The sequence below is a fragment of the Gracilibacillus thailandensis genome, assembly GCF_010994055.1.
Lineage (GTDB): Bacteria > Bacillota > Bacilli > Bacillales > Amphibacillaceae > Gracilibacillus > Gracilibacillus lacisalsi.
Genome location: NZ_WJID01000039.1, coordinates 21,560 through 38,609 on the forward strand (window position 1 = coordinate 21,560; position 17,050 = coordinate 38,609).

The following is a 17,050-nucleotide window of genomic DNA, read 5'->3' on the forward strand; positions in this document are numbered from 1 at the left end:
GTAGCATGTCTCGTATAGGTTTAAAACTTTTAGAGATTCCAGAAGGTGTGGAAATCAAAGTAGATGGAAATAACATTACTGTTAAAGGACCAAAAGGTGAATTGAGCCGTTCTTTCGACAGTGATATGAAAGTAAATATTGAGGATAATGTATTGACTGTTGAGCGTCCAAGTGACTCTAAACAACATAAAGCATTACATGGTACAACTCGAAGCCTAATCGGTAATATGGTGGAAGGTGTCCATAAAGGTTTCGAAAAAGCTCTTGAGATTCAAGGTGTAGGTTACCGTGCACAAAAACAAGGAAATAAACTTGTTGTTAATGCTGGTTATTCTCACCCTGTAGAATTGGAACCAATTGACGGTATCGACATTGAAGTTCCAGCTAATACAAAAGTAGTTGTAAAAGGTATCGACAAAGAATTAGTTGGTGCTGTTGCAGCAAACATCCGCGCTATTCGCCCACCGGAGCCTTATAAAGGTAAAGGTATCCGTTATGAAGGTGAATATGTACGTCGTAAAGAAGGTAAAACTGCTAAGTAAGTTTAGGTAGCAAGCAGAAAGGAGTGACCTAGATGATCACAAAGCCTGATAAAAATAGTGTACGTAAAAAAAGACATCAGCGTATCCGTAAGAACCTATTCGGAACACAGGAACGCCCACGTCTAAACGTATTTCGTTCAAATAAACACATCTACGCACAACTAATCGATGATGTTAACAATGTAACATTAGTTAGTGCATCTACGGTAGATAATGAGTTAAACTTAGAAGCAACAGGAAATGTAGAAGCTGCAAAGCAAGTTGGCGAGCTTATCGCAAAACGTGCAATCGATAAAGGATTGACAAATGTTGTTTTTGATCGTGGTGGATATTTATATCATGGTCGAGTTAAATCTCTAGCAGATGCTGCTCGCGAAGCAGGTCTTGAATTTTAATCAAAAAAGGAGGGACATATGTTGCGTACTAACATCGACCCAAACAAATTAGATTTAGAAGAACGCGTTGTAACAATTAACCGTGTAGCAAAAGTAGTAAAAGGTGGACGTCGTTTTCGTTTTGCTGCATTGGTAGTAGTTGGAGATAAAAATGGTCATGTAGGATTTGGTACTGGTAAAGCACAAGAGGTACCAGATGCTATTAAAAAAGCAATTGATGATGCAAAGAAAAACTTAATCAATGTACCGATCGTTGGTACTACAATTCCACACGAAATTCACGGACAATTCGGAGCTGGCAACATCTTAATGAAACCAGCTGTTGAAGGTACCGGAGTTATCGCAGGTGGACCTGTACGTGCCGTATTAGAACTAGCTGGTGTAGGTGATATTCTTTCTAAATCACTAGGCTCTAACACACCAATTAACATGGTTCGTGCAACAATCAATGGACTTAGCGAATTAAAACGTGCTGAAGAAGTAGCAAAACTTCGTGGCAAGTCTGTAGAAGAATTGTTAGGATAAGGAGGGAAACGAAATGTCTAATCAATTAGAAATTACCCTCAAACGCAGTGTCATCGGTAGATCAGAAGTACAAAAAGCTACTGTTCAAACACTAGGTCTTAGAAAGATTCATCAGTCAGTAGTCCGTGAAGATACTCCTGTCGTGCGAGGCATGATTAACAAAGTATCACATTTAGTTGACGTGAAAGAAGTTTAATAAAAATTGTTGTAAAGAGGAGGTGCTCGCATGAAACTTCATGAATTAAAACCATCACAAGCGAAGAAACAACGCAATCGCGTTGGTCGCGGTATGTCATCAGGTAATGGTAAAACATCTGGACGTGGTCACAAAGGTCAAAAGGCACGTTCTGGCGGAGGTGTACGTCCAGGATTTGAAGGTGGACAAATGCCACTTTTCCAACGTTTACCTAAGCGAGGTTTTACAAACATCAACCGTAAAGATTTCGCAATTGTTAACCTTGAAACATTGAATAATTTTGACGAAGGTACCGAAGTGACACCTGAGCTTTTACTTGAGACTGGTACCATTAGTAAGGTCAAATCTGGTGTTAAGATTCTTGGAAACGGCAAGTTAGAAAAGAAATTAACCGTAAAAGCTCATAAGTTTTCTGCTTCAGCTAAAGATGCAATTGAAGCAGCGGGCGGTCAAACTGAGGTGATTTAATGTTTCGTACAATCTCCAATTTTGTGCGTGTGGCTGATATTAGACAAAAGATTATTTTTACACTTCTCATGTTAGTAGTATTTCGTATTGGTACTTTCATACCAGTTCCATTTACAGATCGAAGTGCTATTGACTTTATGAATGAACAAAATGTTTTTGGGTTACTGAATACATTTGGTGGTGGAGCATTACAAAACTTTTCCATCTTCGCAATGGGGATTATGCCTTACATCACGGCATCCATCATTATGCAATTATTGCAAATGGATGTCGTTCAGAAATTCTCTGAATGGAAAAAACAAGGGGAAATGGGACGTAAAAAACTCGCGCAGGTTACTCGTTATGCAACCATTGGGTTAGCATTTATTCAAGCTTGTGCAATGTCAGTAGGCTTTAATGCAATGTCAGGTGGCCTTTTGATTAATGATCCTGGTGTAGGGAAGTTCATAGTAATTGCGCTAGTATTGACAAGTGGTACTGCATTTTTAATGTGGTTAGGGGAACAAATTACTGCAAATGGTGTAGGTAATGGTATCTCTATCCTTATCTTTGCCGGTATCGTAGCTGCCATTCCAAATGGTATTAATCAAATTTACGCACAATACTTTGGATCTGGTGTAGGAGATGAACTTTTCCTAAACATCGTCATTGTGCTGTTGATTGTATTGCTTGTACTTGCTGTAATAGTAGGTGTTATTTTCATACAACAAGCGTTACGTAAAATTCCAGTACAATATGCGAAACGTTTAGTGAACCGTTCACCAGTAGGAGGACACTCTACTCATTTACCGTTGAAAGTAAATGCTGCAGGGGTAATTCCAGTCATTTTTGCAATTTCATTTATCATTGCACCACGTACAATCGCAGGGTTCTTTGAGAATAATGAAGTTGCGATAACGATCTCCAATATTTTTGATTATTCAAATCCAACCGGTATGATTATTTACGTTGTGCTAATCATCGCATTTACGTATTTCTATACATTTGTTCAAGTTAATCCTGAGCAAATGGCTGATAATTTGAAGAAGCAAGGTGGCTATATCCCTGGTATTCGACCAGGAAAAACAACGGAGACTTATTTAACACGTGTTATGTATCGACTAACATTTGTTGGATCATTATTCTTAGCTGCTGTCGCTGTTTTACCTTTAGTATTAGGTGATGTGGCAGGTCTACCACAATCCGTGCAAATCGGTGGAACAGGACTTTTAATTGTTGTTGGTGTTGCTTTACAAACGATGAAGCAATTAGAAGGGCAGTTAGTAAAACGTAACTATAAAGGCTTTATTAAGTAAAGTTTTTATAGAACGGACTAGACAGAGAGCGAGGGGAAAATCGTTGAATCTAATCCTTATGGGACTACCTGGTGCTGGTAAGGGGACACAAGCAGAAAAAATTGTAGAAAAGTATGACATCCCTCATATTTCAACTGGAGATATGTTTCGGTTGGCTATTAAAGAAGGAACGGAGCTTGGACAAAAAGCAAAGAGCTATATGGATGAAGGTGCTCTTGTTCCAGATGAAGTAACAATTGGTATCGTAAAAGAAAGATTAAGCAAAGATGACTGTCAAAAAGGTTTCTTGTTAGATGGTTTTCCACGTACTTTGGCACAAGCTGAAGCATTGGATGAACTACTTTCTAGCATGGATCGCTCGATTGATTATGTTTTACACGTTGATGTTGAGAAGGATGAATTAATTGAACGCCTTACTGGTCGTCGAATTTGTCCAGAATGTGGTACTGCTTATCATGTAATCTTCAATCCTCCTAAGGTTGAAGGGGTATGTGATAAAGATGATGCAAAACTTATCCAACGTGAAGATGATCAACCTAGTACAGTTAGAAATCGTTTAGAGGTTAATCTTGAACAAACACAACCAATGTTAGACTTTTACTCTAATAAAGGTGACTTAGTGACAATTAACGGCTCTCAAGAAATTGATGAAGTGTTCAGCGATATTGATGAGAAATTAAAAACAATTTCTTAATGAAATGTTGCCAAAGTTGGTATAATGTTACTAACAATGAAAATAGGTATAACGTAAAACCTAAATGAAGGTGATGATGGTTGAGCGAGACGGAGAGTTATCCGGAATTAGGTCAGGTTGTTCAAATCCTACAGGGACGCGAAGCAGGTCAGTTTGCAATTGTAATTGGAAAAGTAGACAGTCGTTTTGTGTTGTTGGCAGATGGAGATAAACGCAAATATGATCGACCAAAGAAGAAGAATGTTCATCATGTTGCGTACACAAGCTTTATATCTCCTGAAGTTCAAAGAAGCCTTCTCGAAACAGGGCGCGTAACCAATGGTAAATTGCGTTATGCTATTAATAAATTTGTCGAAGAAATGGAGACAGATTTGAAGAAGGGAGATCAACTCGATGGCGAAAGACGATGCAATTGAAGTCGAAGGTACGGTAATTGATACATTACCGAATGCAATGTTTAAAGTAGAATTAGAGAATGGTCACACCGTGTTAGCACATGTCTCTGGTAAAATCAGAATGCACTTTATTCGAATTTTACCTGGTGACAAAGTAACGGTTGAACTTTCTCCATATGATTTAACAAGAGGTCGCATTACGTACCGTTATAAATAAAATGCTCCGACACAAGAGGAGGTATGGAAGATGAAGGTAAGACCATCTGTAAAACCAATTTGTGAAAAATGCAAGGTTATTCGTCGTAAAGGTAAAGTAATGGTAATTTGCGAAAACCCTAAGCATAAACAAAAACAAGGATAAGGAGGTGTAATCACTCTATGGCACGTATTGCTGGTGTAGATGTTCCGCGTGATAAGCGCGTAGTGATTGCTTTAACCTATATTTACGGTATTGGAAAAACAACTGCTAAGAAAGTATTGGAAGAAGCTGGTGTTAACGAGGACACTCGTGTTCGTGATTTAACAGAAGAAGAATTAGGTCAAATTCGTCAAACAATTGACAGCTATACTGTAGAAGGTGATCTTCGTCGTGAAGTATCCTTAAACATTAAGCGTCTAATTGAAATTGGTTCCTATCGTGGTGTACGTCATCGCCGTGGTTTACCTGTTCGAGGACAAAAAACGAAAAATAACTCACGTACTCGTAAAGGTCCTAGAAAAACAATGGCTAACAAAAAGAAATAAGATAAAAGGAGGTTTGCTTACTTATGGCTCGTAAAACAAATACACGTAAACGTCGTGTGAAAAAGAATATAGACACGGGTATTGCACATATTCGTTCTACATTCAATAACACAATCGTAACGATTACTGATGTTCAAGGAAACGCGGTTAGCTGGAGCAGTGCAGGAGCGTTAGGTTTCAAAGGTTCTCGTAAATCTACTCCTTTCGCAGCGCAAATGGCTGCTGAGGCTGCAGCAAAAGCGGCTCAGGATCATGGTGTAAAATCTTTAGAGGTTACAGTGAAAGGACCTGGTGCTGGACGTGAAGCAGCAATCCGTTCACTTCAAGCAGCAGGTATTGAAGTAACTGCCATTCGTGATGTAACACCAGTTCCTCACAATGGTTGTCGCCCGCCAAAACGTCGTCGAGTATAATCACACAGTATATTATTTGTTAATCTGTCTATAATGGTTTATGATAGCTTAATAAAGTTTTTTAGATGTTTATTAATGACACCATTGCTTTCGACAGACACAAAATCACAATTGCATAGTGCAGAAACGGGAACTGCCTACCTGGGGAATTTCGGTTAGACCCTGAGTCTAACCGGGGTTTCGACGTTTTAGAGGAGGGTTTAATAGATGATCGAAATTGAAAAACCAAAAATAGAAACAGTAGAAATCAGTGATGATGCTACTTATGGCAAATTCGTTGTAGAACCACTAGAGCGTGGATATGGTACTACACTTGGTAACTCCTTGCGTCGTATCCTATTATCTTCACTTCCTGGCGCTGCTGTTACATCTGTTCAAATGGATGGAGCCTTACATGAGTTCTCTACGGTTGAAGGTGTTGTCGAAGATGTGACAACTATTATCTTAAACTTAAAGAAACTAGCTCTTAAAATCTATTCAGATGAAGAGAAGACTCTTGAAGTAGATGTACAGGGAGAAGGGAAAGTTACGGCTGCGGATATCATTTTTGATAGTGATGTCGAAATTTTAAATCCGGATCTTCATATTGCTACGGTTGGTAGTAATGGCCATTTAAAAATGAAAATTTCAGCTCAAAGCGGCCGAGGATACCGCCCAGCTGACTCTAATAACCATGAGGATCGTCCGATTGGTGTTATTCCAGTGGACTCTATCTTCACTCCAGTTTCAAAAGTAACCTATCAAGTAGAAAATACCCGTGTTGGTGAAGATGCCAATTATGATAAGCTTACTTTTGATGTGTTAACAGATGGAAGTATTCGTCCCGAAGAAGCAGTTTCTTTAGGAGCTAAAATCTTCACGGAACATATGAATATTTTTGTTGGTTTAACAGACGAAGCGAAGAACGCTGAAATTATGATCGAAAAAGAAGAAGACCAAAAAGAAAAAGTTCTTGAAATGACAATCGAAGAGCTTGATTTATCTGTAAGGTCTTATAACTGCTTGAAACGAGCAGGAATTAATACTGTACAGGAATTAGCTCATAAGTCAGAAGAAGATATGATGAAGGTACGAAACTTAGGTCGTAAATCACTAGAAGAAGTGAAGCATAAATTAGAAGATCTAGGTCTTGGACTACGAAATGAAGATTAATCACGACACCTTTTAGAGATTTCGAACGAAGGAGGGATATTCCATGGCTAGAAAATTAGGACGTACAACGGATCAACGTATGGCTTTGCTTCGAGGTTTAGCAACGGATCTTATTATCCATGAACGTTTAGAAACAACAGAAGCAAAGGCTAAAGAACTACGCTCGGTTGTTGACAAAATGATTACACTTGGTAAGCGCGGTGACCTTCACGCACGTCGTCAAGCTGCATCTTTCTTATACAATGCTGAAGCGAATGAAAACGAAGATGCTGTACAAAAGCTTTTCAACGACATTGCAGGTCGCTACGAAGATCGCCAAGGTGGATATACAAGAGTGCTTAAATTAGGACCTCGTCGCGGTGACGGAGCTGAAATGGCAGTAATCGAGTTAGTATAATTCCATAGCAAAGCAAGGCAAGGGCAGGAGCAAATCTCTTTATGAGGTGCATCCAAGCCCTTTTTTTGTTGAGCTAAATGAATGGAACGCACAACGAAAGCCGTTGACGGACATCCATGCCGCTATTCAACCAAAAGGGTGACCTAAAGACACTGAATAAGGGATTATATGTCCACCAACATAGACAAATGGGGATAATTTTATCCAATAACGCACTAAATGTCCGTCTAACATTTATTTAGCAATAAATTCTACTGTCATCCATTAAGTAGAATTCTCTTAATGTCATCAACTTCTACTAGTTATTTTCTCTACTATAAAAAGAGAAGGAGATTTGGATTCTTCTATCCCGTTTTTGTTACTATTTACTCATTTTAGAGGAGTCTGAAACGTTTTTGTTTATTCAGACGTTATAGTCTATAAAAGGGCTAAGGAAGTGAATTAGATGAGAAAGTATATAATGTTGTTATTGTTAGTCGTTATTACCATTGGATGTAGTAATGAGGATGCTAGGCAATCAGAGGAAGTGGAAGAAGAAAGTAAGGAAGAACAAGTAAATAAAGATGAAGAGAACACAGATCAAAGTGACGAGGTTTCCAGCACTCTTTCAGAAATATCTATTTCAAGTGAACTAGAGGTTATCAAGCAATTATCACCAGGTCAATTAACGAAAGAACTCAGTTATGAAGAAGAGACAGAGGGTGTGTTATGGGGGATTGATGATTTAGATCAAGGTTTCCTAGAAGAATTAAAGGATGCGATACAATCTGATCTAACAGTGACTGATCATCCAGAAACATTTCTAAAGACACTGATTTACTATGCTGGCTCTCCTTACCATAGCCAATTGTTATCTGAATTAGAAGACTATCACCCTAACTATCAAGAACCGTTATTACCACGACCAGAAACGGTGGAAGACGAGGAAAATGAAGCAAGTGACTACGCTTATATTTTATTGGATGCGAGCTCTAGTATGTTAATGGAAGCTGAAGATGAATCCAAGCAACGAATGGCTATTGCCAAAGATGCAGTTGAGAGTTTTGCCAAAACCATTGGTGAGTCTAGTGATGTCTCATTAGTAGCTTTTGGACATAAAGGAGACGATAGCGATTCGGGTAAAGAAAAATCCTGTTCGGGAATCGAAGAGGTTTACCCTTTAGGAAGTTTTGAAGGTGAAAAGTTCCATGAGGCTGTTTCATCTGTTGAGGCAAAGGGATGGACACCGTTGGCAGCAGCGATTGAGGAAGTTATGGAATTAAGTGCTGAACAAGAAGGAAATGTTACCGTCTATATTGTTAGTGATGGAGTAGAAACTTGTGATGGAGACCCAGTAAAAGCTGCCGAGAACTTTGTGAAAAATAGCGATGATGAGGGAACCGTGAATATTATCGGTTTCCAAGTCGACCAGGAGGCAGAGGAACAGTTGACAGCGGTAGCGGAAGCAGGCCAGGGAGAATACTACGCTGCCAATAATAGTGAGGAATTACAATCCACGATTGAATACGAATGGCTGCCTTCCATGACAGAATTAGCTTGGGCACCGGTAAACTTAGCACCAGTTGGTTGGGAGATCATGCGAAAACAAGAAGAAGTTAATGAGATAAGCAGTGATTGGTCAGCTGTTATTTCACGAGAGGACCATCGCTTTCGCTCTGTTGTAAGTTTGTTAGAGGAAGAAGAATGGATACCAGAAGAAAAAGTAACCCAATTGGAAGAGATCATGGATGAGCGTAAACAAGCGCTTGAAGATTTAAACGCTACATTACGAGATGAAAAGAAAACACTAGTAGATACCGAAGCAAAAGAAATTAAAGAAGAAGTAGAAGAATGGGTTGAGGAAATGCGCGAATTAAGAGAAGCATCTTCTTCATAATAGAGGAAAAGGAGCTGGCATATGTCAGCTCCTTTTAGACTAATTGAACAGGATCTGAGATAACTGAGCCGGTATAAACATCCACACTTTCGGATCTCCTTCACTAGAGAATATCCCCAAAAAATGAACCAGAACAAGATTTGTAGAACTAGATAAAGCGTATATTATGATACAATAGACGTTGATAAATATTACCCGGGAAATAATGACTTTAAGGAGAAGTAATGATGAGTGCGATAGAATTTCGTGATGTTTATTTTCGATATAATGAAGATGCCCCATGGGTATTAAAAAAGTTCAATTTAAAAATAGAAGAAAATGAGACTGTTGCTATTATCGGTCATAACGGATCAGGTAAATCGACGATCGCAAAATTAGCAAATGGTTTACTAGTACCCCAAGCAGGGGATATCCTGATTAATGGCAGAAAGCTGACTGCTTCTAACGTATGGGAGATACGGCAGAACATTGGAATGGTGTTTCAAAACCCTGAAAATCAATTTGTTGGAACAACGGTAAGAGACGATGTAGCTTTTGGTCTGGAAAACCGAGGTATACCTCGTAAGGAAATGATCAAGCGAATTCATACTTCTTTAACCCAAGTCGGAATGGAAAACTATCAGGATCATGAACCACACAACCTGTCAGGGGGACAGAAGCAGCGGGTAGCGATTGCGAGTGTCATGGCGACATATCCAGAGATCCTTTTATTAGATGAAGCCACCTCCATGTTAGACCCAAGAGGTAGAAAGGAAATACTGTCTACCATTCATGATCTGCAGGAAGAATTAGAGATTACGATGGTGATGATCACCCATGATTTACATGAAATTATCCTAACTGATCGGGTTATTGTCATGAATCAAGGACAGATTTATAAAGATACTACAGTAGATCATTTATTCAATGATTATCAAGGTCTGCAGTCTATCGGCTTGTCATTACCATTAACGGTTGAGTTAGCAATAGAGTTAGAGCGGCACTATGATTATCAATTTACAACATATCCATTAGATAATGAGGAGTTTTTGAAAGCATTATGGACATCCAATTTGAAAGAGTGAGTTATACGTATCAAATGAATACACCTTTTTCCTATCAAGCACTAAAAGATATTAACATGGAAATAAAGACAGGGGAATTTGTAGCAGTAGTGGGACATACGGGTTCTGGAAAGTCAACACTTCTCCAACATATCAATGGATTACTTCTTCCTACTGAAGGTCAAGTACAAGTAGGGGAATTCCAACTCTCAAGAGACAATAAGAGGCAAGATTTGAAGAAACTACGGGAAAAAGTAGGGGTAGTTTTTCAATACCCGGAACATCAATTGTTTGAGGAGACAGTGGAACGCGATATAAGTTTTGGTTTGAAAAACTTTCAAGTGCCAGCCGAAGAAACACAAACAAGGATTGCAAGTGCGCTAGAAAAAGTCCATTTATCAGATGATGTTTTACAGAAATCTCCATTCGAATTAAGTGGGGGACAAATGCGTAGGGTGGCGATTGCTGGTGTGCTTGCGATGGATCCAGAAGTATTAATTTTGGATGAGCCAACGGCAGGTCTGGATCCTAAGGGACAGCACGATGTGATGAATATGTTTTATGATTTGCATAAAACGAAGCATATGACTACCATTTTAGTTACACACCAGATGAATCATGCGCTTGAGTATGCAGATCATATCTTTGTACTTGCAGATGGTCGTGTGCATATGGAAGGAGCGCCTGAGCAAATCTTTTCGCGAGTGGAATCGCTAGAAGAGGCGAACCTTGACATGCCTGATATCCTTTCATTAATGAATCAAATCAATCAAAAATTCGGTACTGATCTTTGCTATAAACGACAAAAGCCAGATGAACTAGCTAAAGAAATAGTGGAGCAACTAAGGGAGAACAAGCCATTATGAAGTCATTTATGATCATAGGACAATATGTACCAGGTAATTCCTTGATTCATCGCTTAGATCCTAGGACCAAATTAATCGTTATCTTTACATTTGTCATTATCGTCTTCTTTGCAAACAATAGTTGGAGTTACGGTTGGTTATCTTTATTCGCACTTATATTAGTCCTATTAACGAGATTACGTATCGGTTATATCTTAAAAGGTATTACACCTGTATGGTTTTTAATTTTCTTTACCTTTATCCTTCATCTCATTATTACAAAGGAAGGGTCTGTTTTAATAGAAATAGCCGACTTTGCTATACATGAGGGTGGAGTTCTGCAAGGGTTAACGATCTCGTTGCGTTTTTTCTTACTGGTGTTAGTCACTTCTTTATTAACGTTAACGACATCACCGATGGAAATTACAGATGCAATCGAAGAGCTTCTAGGACCATTAAAGAAGATAAAAGTACCGGTACATGAATTGGCACTTATGATGTCGATCTCACTTCGGTTTATTCCGACATTGCTAGATGAAACAGAGAAAATCTCTAAGGCACAAGCGTCTCGAGGTGTGGACTTGCGAACAGGGTCGATAAAAGACCGTATTTATGCGATAGTTCCATTATTAGTACCACTATTTATTAGTGCCTTTAAACGTGCAGAAGAGTTAGCAATGGCTATGGAAGCAAGAGGTTATCGAGGAAGTGAAGGTCGAACGAAACTAAGACAATTACAATTTCAGTCGTTAGATTTTATGGCGATGATTATCTACGTTTTGATTATCATTATCTTTTTCAGTCTGCGTAATTAAGGAGAAAAGTAAAATGAGATTAAAGGCAATTATTCGATATGATGGTACGTTTTTTTCAGGCTATCAAGTACAGCCAAATGGTCGAACGGTACAAGGAGTAATCGAAAAGGTTTTAACAAAAATGCATAAAGGTAATCACGTCCGTGTTACGGCATCAGGCAGAACCGATCAGGGAGTTCATGCTGTGGGTCAGGTGATTCACTTTGATACGGAATTAGAAATCCCATCTGAAAACTGGTTGCGAGCTTTAAATACCATGCTGCCAGATGATGTCGAGGTGGTATCCATTACTGAAGTTCCAGATGATTTTCATGCTCGGTATGATGTTAGTGAGAAAGAATATCGTTATTATATCTTGCATGCACAGGAGAAAAATTTGTTTCGCCGCCATTATACCCATTTTGTAGAAGGCGAACTTGATCTGGACGCAATGTATGAAGCAAGTCAACATTTTCTTGGCAGTCATGACTTTTCTTCTTTCTGTGCAGCAAACAGTAATGTAAAAGGAGATAAGGTCCGGACGATTACAGACATTACGGTCAATCAAGAAGAAAAAGACATCATCGTTCGAGTAAGAGGGACTGGCTTTTTATATAATATGGTACGGATTATTGTTGGTACCTTAATTGATATCGGACTAGGTAAACGAGAGCCAGAGGAAATATCGGAAATCATCGCTGCTCAGGATCGTTCTAAGGCTGGCAAAACCGCTCCTCCACAAGGATTGTATTTATGGGAAGTAAGTTACGATAAAAAAAGCGGATAAAAACAACGATTCCTTGCGTTCTATCTATTGACATTTGGGGTTGTATATTATATTATGGTCTATGGCATTTTATTTTCTAAACCACGAATAGCCCCGGAAAGTTACTCGTGTTAGAATATAAATTCGGAACTAGAAAAGCGTAGGCGCCCGTTCAGAAACGTATGACTTGTACTGAAGCGTAGGAGATAAAGGAATCACAGCGACGAAGGAGCTGATGATGAATTATCGTACAGAGCGCAAGTGTTAGGCACTAGTTTCTGGGCGCTCGGAGCTAGACAAATTAAAAAAGACTTTAGAAACATTGATTTAGGAGGTAACCGATCATGCGCACAACTTTCATGGCAAATGAAAATAATATTGAACGCAAATGGTTTGTTGTCGACGCAGAAGGTCAAACGTTAGGTCGTTTAGCAAGTGAAATTGCTACAATCCTTCGCGGTAAGCACAAACCAACATATACACCGCATGTTGACACTGGTGATCATGTGATCATTATCAACGCGGAAAAAATCGAACTTACAGGTAAAAAACTTAGCGATAAGTTATATCACCGTCACTCTAATCACCCAGGTGGTTTAAAAACACGTACTGCTAACGAAATGCGTGAAAAATATCCTGAACAAATGTTAGAACTAACCATTAAAGGGATGCTACCAAAAGGTAAATTAGGACGTCAAATGGGTAAAAAATTACATGTTTATCGTGGAGCAGAACATAAGCATGAAGCTCAACAACCAGAAGTTTACAAACTTCGCGGATAATTAAAAGGAGGTAACGAATAGTGGCACAAGTACAATATTACGGTACCGGACGCCGTAAAACTTCAACTGCACGTGTACGTTTAGTTCCAGGTACTGGACGTATCGTTGTAAATAATCGTGATGCGGAAGATTACTTCCCATATGAAACACTACGTACAATCATTAAGCAACCATTAGCATCTACTGAAACTGAAGGTAGCTATGATGTATTAGTAAACGTTGATGGTGGAGGATACACTGGTCAAGCTGGTGCAATCCGTCATGGCGTTGCTCGTGCATTATTAGAAGCTGACCCAGAATACCGCACAACACTTAAACGTGCTGGATTCTTAACTCGTGACGCGCGTGCTAAAGAACGTAAAAAATACGGTCTTAAAAAAGCTCGTCGTGCACCACAGTTCTCAAAACGTTAATAAATCAACACTTGCAAATCCCTCAACCACCTATGGTTGGGGGATTTTACTGTATATGCGGTGCTTTAAAAACAGGGGGAAATTCACACGTAGCATACACGTAACATACAAGTAGCAGACAAATAATTTAGAGAAAAAGAAACTGTGGTTTTGAAATTAGGTTTGATACAATTACATTGATAAGATGGATTGGGATAGTGCAACAAACGGGCCAGATTGTCGCATAAAATTATTTGGTAAATTTGATTGGGAGGGATATTTTTGAAGAAAATTATTTTATTACTTACTTTGTCTTTTTGCGCTTTACTTTTATTTGCTTGTCAATCTCAAGACAAGCAAATGACGATGTTAGATGATATTTCATCGATTTCTATTTTTGAATCTGATGGCTATGGTGGAATAAATGAAAACTTTGTTACAACAATCGATAAGGATACAATCATATCAAGATTTGAAGAGGCTTTTAAAGATGCAGAGGGCAGGAAACAGAAAGTTGATGTCGATACTGAAAAGCCTGATTATGATATTTTAATTCGTTACGAAAATGGGGAAACCCACGGATTACATCTTGTACTTGGGAATACAGGAGAAAAAAGCAGAGTAATGTATGTTGGTCACGAAAACAATGGTTTTGACATATCACCTGAAGGTACAAAGGGATTAAGGGGTGTCTTGAATAATCATTAAATGTGTACCGCAATTGGGCGCCATTCTTGAATAAGGATTAGCGTGAGCATCATATATAAGGGTCATTTTATTGAATAAAATAATCCATATACGATGAAAATAAAAAGAGATTCAGATGAGGGGGAATTCTTCTTATGAATATTTGTACGGTTAAATAAAAGTTCACTGAATAAACTGGATAAGTAAAAAGGTAAATATCGAGGAATGGTAAAATTATATGAACAAAGACCCGAGAATAAACCATGCAACCGAATTAAAATAAACAATCGCAAAACTGTTAATGAGATATGTGTATTTGGTTAGAAATTAAAGTCTATTTAATAGAAAGTTGGAAAAATCAATAGTATAATAAAATCATAGGAATTAATATTGATTATTCCTTCAATATAGTATTCTTATAACTATTTTCTACTAATTAAGCAGGAGGTAATATCCAATGAAAGCTGCAGTCTGGTATGGAAAAAAAGACTTACGGGTAGAGGAAATAGAACTAAAACAAACGAAAGATACCGATGTTAAAGTAAGGGTAGCTTGGGCAGGTATTTGTGGCAGTGATTTACATGAGTATGAAGAGGGACCGGTGTTTGTACCAAATGAAAAAGAGGATCCGTTAACTGGAGAAATCGCTCCGCTAACCATGGGGCATGAATTTGCGGGTGTTATTGAAGAAGTAGGTCCAAAGGTGACAAAATATAAAGTTGGCGATAGAGTAGTAATTAATCCAACAATCACTTATGGAAATAAGTCGGAAGACCTTGATCCTTATGATGGTTTCAGCTTTATCGGCCTTCACGGTGACGGTGGTTTTACTAAATATGCAAATGTACCAGAAGATAACGTTTATCTACTTCCAGAATCTTTAACACTACAGGATGGAGCTTTAGTAGAACCAACTGCGGTTGCCGTACAAGCTGTAAAAGAAGGGAAACTGCAGTTTGGTGATACGGTAGCTGTATTTGGTGCAGGTCCAATTGGTTTAGTGACAATTATTGCAGCTAAAGCTGCTGGTGCCAGCAAGATTATTGCTTTAGATTTGTCGGAAACTAGAATTGAAAAAGCAAAAGAATTAGGAGCAACCCATGTCGTTAACTCTAGCGAACAAGATGCTGTTACAGCAATCAAGGAAATTGTTCCAGATGGAGTAGATGTTTCCTTTGAAGTTGCCGGAGTAGCACCAACATTTAAACAAGCAATTGATGCAACAAGGGCACGTGGAACAATGGTTATTGTTTCTATATTTGCTAGGGAGATTGAATGGAATCCAATACAGCTTACAAATACAGGTGTAAAAGTTACATCAACAATCGCATATACACCTACTACATTCCAACAAACTGTAGATTTAATGGGAACAGGACAATTAAAACCACAGGGAATTATTACAGACCAAATTCAATTGGATGATATTGTTGAAAATGGATTCGAAGCATTGACAAACGATAAATCACAAGCAAAAATATTAGTGGAATTAAGTGGTGAGAAATAAAATGTATTATTTAACCCTGAGTAGCAGCTGTTACTTGGGGTTTTGTTATGACTGTCAGCTAGGTCCAGGTAGATAAATTAGCGAAGTGATATTGAACTCTTCTTTAAGAAGAATATTGACGATATTCTGCAATACCAGCTAATAGTAGAAGTGGATAATTCCATTAACGGGCGCGTTTGTTTAACACCAAAAGGAGGAAAATGGTCAAACCTTTTTATAAAAAATGTATATCATTTCACAAAGAGAGAATCCATTTTGAACAATCCTTTTTTCAAAATGGATTCGTCTTGATTAGGGTATTATCCAGGCTTGTCATGCCTTTCTGATCAAACTTTGTTTCAAAGCTACAAAAAGCAGCTTTCTTATAGCCTGTCAATTGCCATAAGAAGCTGCTTGATATCTTTATGCGTATAAACTTTATCAGTGATATCTTTAGCTGCGTGACCCATGATCCGTTTGATTGATAGTTTATTTGCATCAGCATTATCCATAAGGGTTGCGAAGGTATGTCTGCAATCGTGTGGTCTATGATTTAATTCTAGTTGCTGCATAATCTTTTTAAACTTCTCGTGATAATAAACATAATAACTCAACTTACTACCCTCAAAGTTTGTAATCAGATATTCATTATTAGGATCCATACGATTTTCAATTAATTTATGGATTTTTTTATGAATTGGTATGACCCTATTCGTCCCAGCTTCCGTTTTGAAGCCACCCCGAAAATACCTTTCATCTAATTGAATACTTTTATTTTTTACTTCCACAAGTTCCCCAGGGCGCAAACCAGTGTAAATCATAATTAAAACAGAATCAATGTCATTGAAGCGGTCGATGTTTTCCCACAGAATATTAATCTCATCCAAAGTAAATGGTTTTCTGGAATTCTTTGTATCATTTTTTGGAAGCTCAACAAATCTAGCATAATCTTTATGTGTTAAATCGTTTTCTAAAGCATGTTTATACATTTGATTAAATAATACTTTTATTTTTTTCTTTGTACCCCATGATTTATCACAGTTATCAATTACAGATTGTAGATGAGCCTTCCTTACTTCATTAAATTTCATATCGTGTAAAGGTTCGGATCTTCTAAAAGCCATTTGTGACTGCTAAACTAGAGTAGACAGTTTTTGCTAGAT

24 protein-coding genes are annotated in these 17,050 nt (G+C 38.2%); 23 read left to right on the forward strand and 1 reads right to left on the reverse strand.

Going from position 1 to position 17,050, the window contains the following annotated elements; all coding sequences use genetic code 11:
• The first annotated feature begins 5 nt into the window (after nt 1–5).
• The 23 genes from rplF (at nt 6) to GH715_RS12490 (ending at nt 15,908) form a co-directional block, all read left to right on the forward strand.
• Nucleotides 6–542, forward strand: a complete 537-nt coding sequence (gene rplF, locus GH715_RS12380; protein WP_153835622.1) for a 50S ribosomal protein L6 — start codon at nt 6–8, stop codon at nt 540–542.
• 32 nt (nt 543–574) lie between these two features.
• Nucleotides 575–937 (forward strand): 50S ribosomal protein L18, encoded by a 363-nt coding sequence (rplR, locus tag GH715_RS12385; protein ID WP_153835623.1) that lies wholly within the window; start codon nt 575–577, stop codon nt 935–937.
• 18 nt (nt 938–955) lie between these two features.
• Nucleotides 956–1,462, forward strand: coding sequence for a 30S ribosomal protein S5 (gene rpsE, locus GH715_RS12390; RefSeq protein WP_324186990.1), 507 nt, complete (start codon nt 956–958; stop codon nt 1,460–1,462).
• 13 nt (nt 1,463–1,475) lie between these two features.
• Complete coding sequence (rpmD, locus tag GH715_RS12395) at nt 1,476–1,658, forward strand: 50S ribosomal protein L30 (RefSeq protein WP_018934229.1); 183 nt, start codon at nt 1,476–1,478, stop codon at nt 1,656–1,658.
• Between the two features lie 30 nt (nt 1,659–1,688).
• Nucleotides 1,689–2,126, forward strand: a complete 438-nt coding sequence (gene rplO, locus GH715_RS12400) for a 50S ribosomal protein L15 (protein WP_018934230.1) — start codon at nt 1,689–1,691, stop codon at nt 2,124–2,126.
• On the forward strand, nt 2,126–3,421 hold the full coding sequence (gene secY / locus GH715_RS12405; RefSeq protein WP_153835625.1) for a preprotein translocase subunit SecY: 1,296 nt from the start codon (nt 2,126–2,128) through the stop codon (nt 3,419–3,421). Before rplO ends, secY begins: the two co-directional genes overlap by 1 nt.
• Before the next feature lie 43 nt (nt 3,422–3,464).
• Nucleotides 3,465–4,115, forward strand: a complete 651-nt coding sequence (locus GH715_RS12410) for an adenylate kinase (protein WP_153835626.1) — start codon at nt 3,465–3,467, stop codon at nt 4,113–4,115.
• An 80-nt stretch (nt 4,116–4,195) separates the two neighbouring features.
• Nucleotides 4,196–4,531 (forward strand): KOW domain-containing RNA-binding protein, encoded by a 336-nt coding sequence (locus tag GH715_RS12415; RefSeq protein ID WP_018934233.1) that lies wholly within the window; start codon nt 4,196–4,198, stop codon nt 4,529–4,531.
• Complete coding sequence (infA, locus tag GH715_RS12420; protein ID WP_018934234.1) at nt 4,509–4,727, forward strand: translation initiation factor IF-1; 219 nt, start codon at nt 4,509–4,511, stop codon at nt 4,725–4,727. The genes GH715_RS12415 and infA overlap by 23 nt, the downstream gene beginning before the upstream one ends.
• Nucleotides 4,728–4,757: 30 nt before the next feature.
• A complete protein-coding gene (gene rpmJ, locus GH715_RS12425) occupies nt 4,758–4,871 on the forward strand; it encodes a 50S ribosomal protein L36 (RefSeq protein WP_003156543.1) in 114 nt (37 codons plus the stop codon).
• A 17-nt stretch (nt 4,872–4,888) separates the two neighbouring features.
• Nucleotides 4,889–5,254 (forward strand): 30S ribosomal protein S13, encoded by a 366-nt coding sequence (gene rpsM / locus GH715_RS12430; RefSeq protein WP_018934235.1) that lies wholly within the window; start codon nt 4,889–4,891, stop codon nt 5,252–5,254.
• A gap of 23 nt (nt 5,255–5,277) precedes the next feature.
• Entirely contained in the window at nt 5,278–5,667 is a 390-nt protein-coding gene (rpsK, locus tag GH715_RS12435) for a 30S ribosomal protein S11 (RefSeq protein ID WP_018934236.1), read from the forward strand.
• A gap of 207 nt (nt 5,668–5,874) precedes the next feature.
• Nucleotides 5,875–6,819, forward strand: coding sequence for a DNA-directed RNA polymerase subunit alpha (locus GH715_RS12440; protein ID WP_018934237.1), 945 nt, complete (start codon nt 5,875–5,877; stop codon nt 6,817–6,819).
• Between the two features lie 43 nt (nt 6,820–6,862).
• Complete coding sequence (gene rplQ / locus GH715_RS12445) at nt 6,863–7,216, forward strand: 50S ribosomal protein L17 (protein ID WP_018934238.1); 354 nt, start codon at nt 6,863–6,865, stop codon at nt 7,214–7,216.
• A 445-nt stretch (nt 7,217–7,661) separates the two neighbouring features.
• On the forward strand, nt 7,662–9,092 hold the full coding sequence (locus GH715_RS12450; RefSeq protein WP_153835627.1) for a vWA domain-containing protein: 1,431 nt from the start codon (nt 7,662–7,664) through the stop codon (nt 9,090–9,092).
• A 227-nt stretch (nt 9,093–9,319) separates the two neighbouring features.
• A complete protein-coding gene (locus GH715_RS12455) occupies nt 9,320–10,156 on the forward strand; it encodes an energy-coupling factor transporter ATPase (RefSeq protein ID WP_153835628.1) in 837 nt (278 codons plus the stop codon).
• Nucleotides 10,132–11,001 carry an energy-coupling factor ABC transporter ATP-binding protein gene (locus GH715_RS12460; RefSeq protein WP_153835629.1) on the forward strand — a complete coding sequence of 290 codons (870 nt, stop codon included), beginning with the start codon at nt 10,132–10,134 and terminating at the stop codon, nt 10,999–11,001. Before GH715_RS12455 ends, GH715_RS12460 begins: the two co-directional genes overlap by 25 nt.
• Entirely contained in the window at nt 10,998–11,795 is a 798-nt protein-coding gene (locus tag GH715_RS12465) for an energy-coupling factor transporter transmembrane component T family protein (protein WP_153835630.1), read from the forward strand. Before GH715_RS12460 ends, GH715_RS12465 begins: the two co-directional genes overlap by 4 nt.
• A 13-nt stretch (nt 11,796–11,808) precedes the next feature.
• Complete coding sequence (truA, locus tag GH715_RS12470) at nt 11,809–12,561, forward strand: tRNA pseudouridine(38-40) synthase TruA (protein WP_153835631.1); 753 nt, start codon at nt 11,809–11,811, stop codon at nt 12,559–12,561.
• 323 nt (nt 12,562–12,884) lie between these two features.
• Nucleotides 12,885–13,322 (forward strand): 50S ribosomal protein L13, encoded by a 438-nt coding sequence (rplM, locus tag GH715_RS12475; protein ID WP_018934244.1) that lies wholly within the window; start codon nt 12,885–12,887, stop codon nt 13,320–13,322.
• 20 nt (nt 13,323–13,342) lie between these two features.
• Nucleotides 13,343–13,735, forward strand: a complete 393-nt coding sequence (gene rpsI / locus GH715_RS12480; protein ID WP_018934245.1) for a 30S ribosomal protein S9 — start codon at nt 13,343–13,345, stop codon at nt 13,733–13,735.
• A gap of 261 nt (nt 13,736–13,996) precedes the next feature.
• Nucleotides 13,997–14,422 carry a YhfM domain-containing protein gene (locus GH715_RS12485; RefSeq protein WP_153835632.1) on the forward strand — a complete coding sequence of 142 codons (426 nt, stop codon included), beginning with the start codon at nt 13,997–13,999 and terminating at the stop codon, nt 14,420–14,422.
• Between the two features lie 436 nt (nt 14,423–14,858).
• Entirely contained in the window at nt 14,859–15,908 is a 1,050-nt protein-coding gene (locus tag GH715_RS12490; protein WP_076572473.1) for a 2,3-butanediol dehydrogenase, read from the forward strand.
• A gap of 362 nt (nt 15,909–16,270) precedes the next feature.
• Here GH715_RS12490 and GH715_RS12495 read toward each other — a convergent pair whose 3' ends face one another.
• Entirely contained in the window at nt 16,271–16,978 is a 708-nt protein-coding gene (locus GH715_RS12495; RefSeq protein ID WP_240469389.1) for a tyrosine-type recombinase/integrase, read from the reverse strand.
• Between the last annotated feature and the right edge of the window lie 72 nt (nt 16,979–17,050).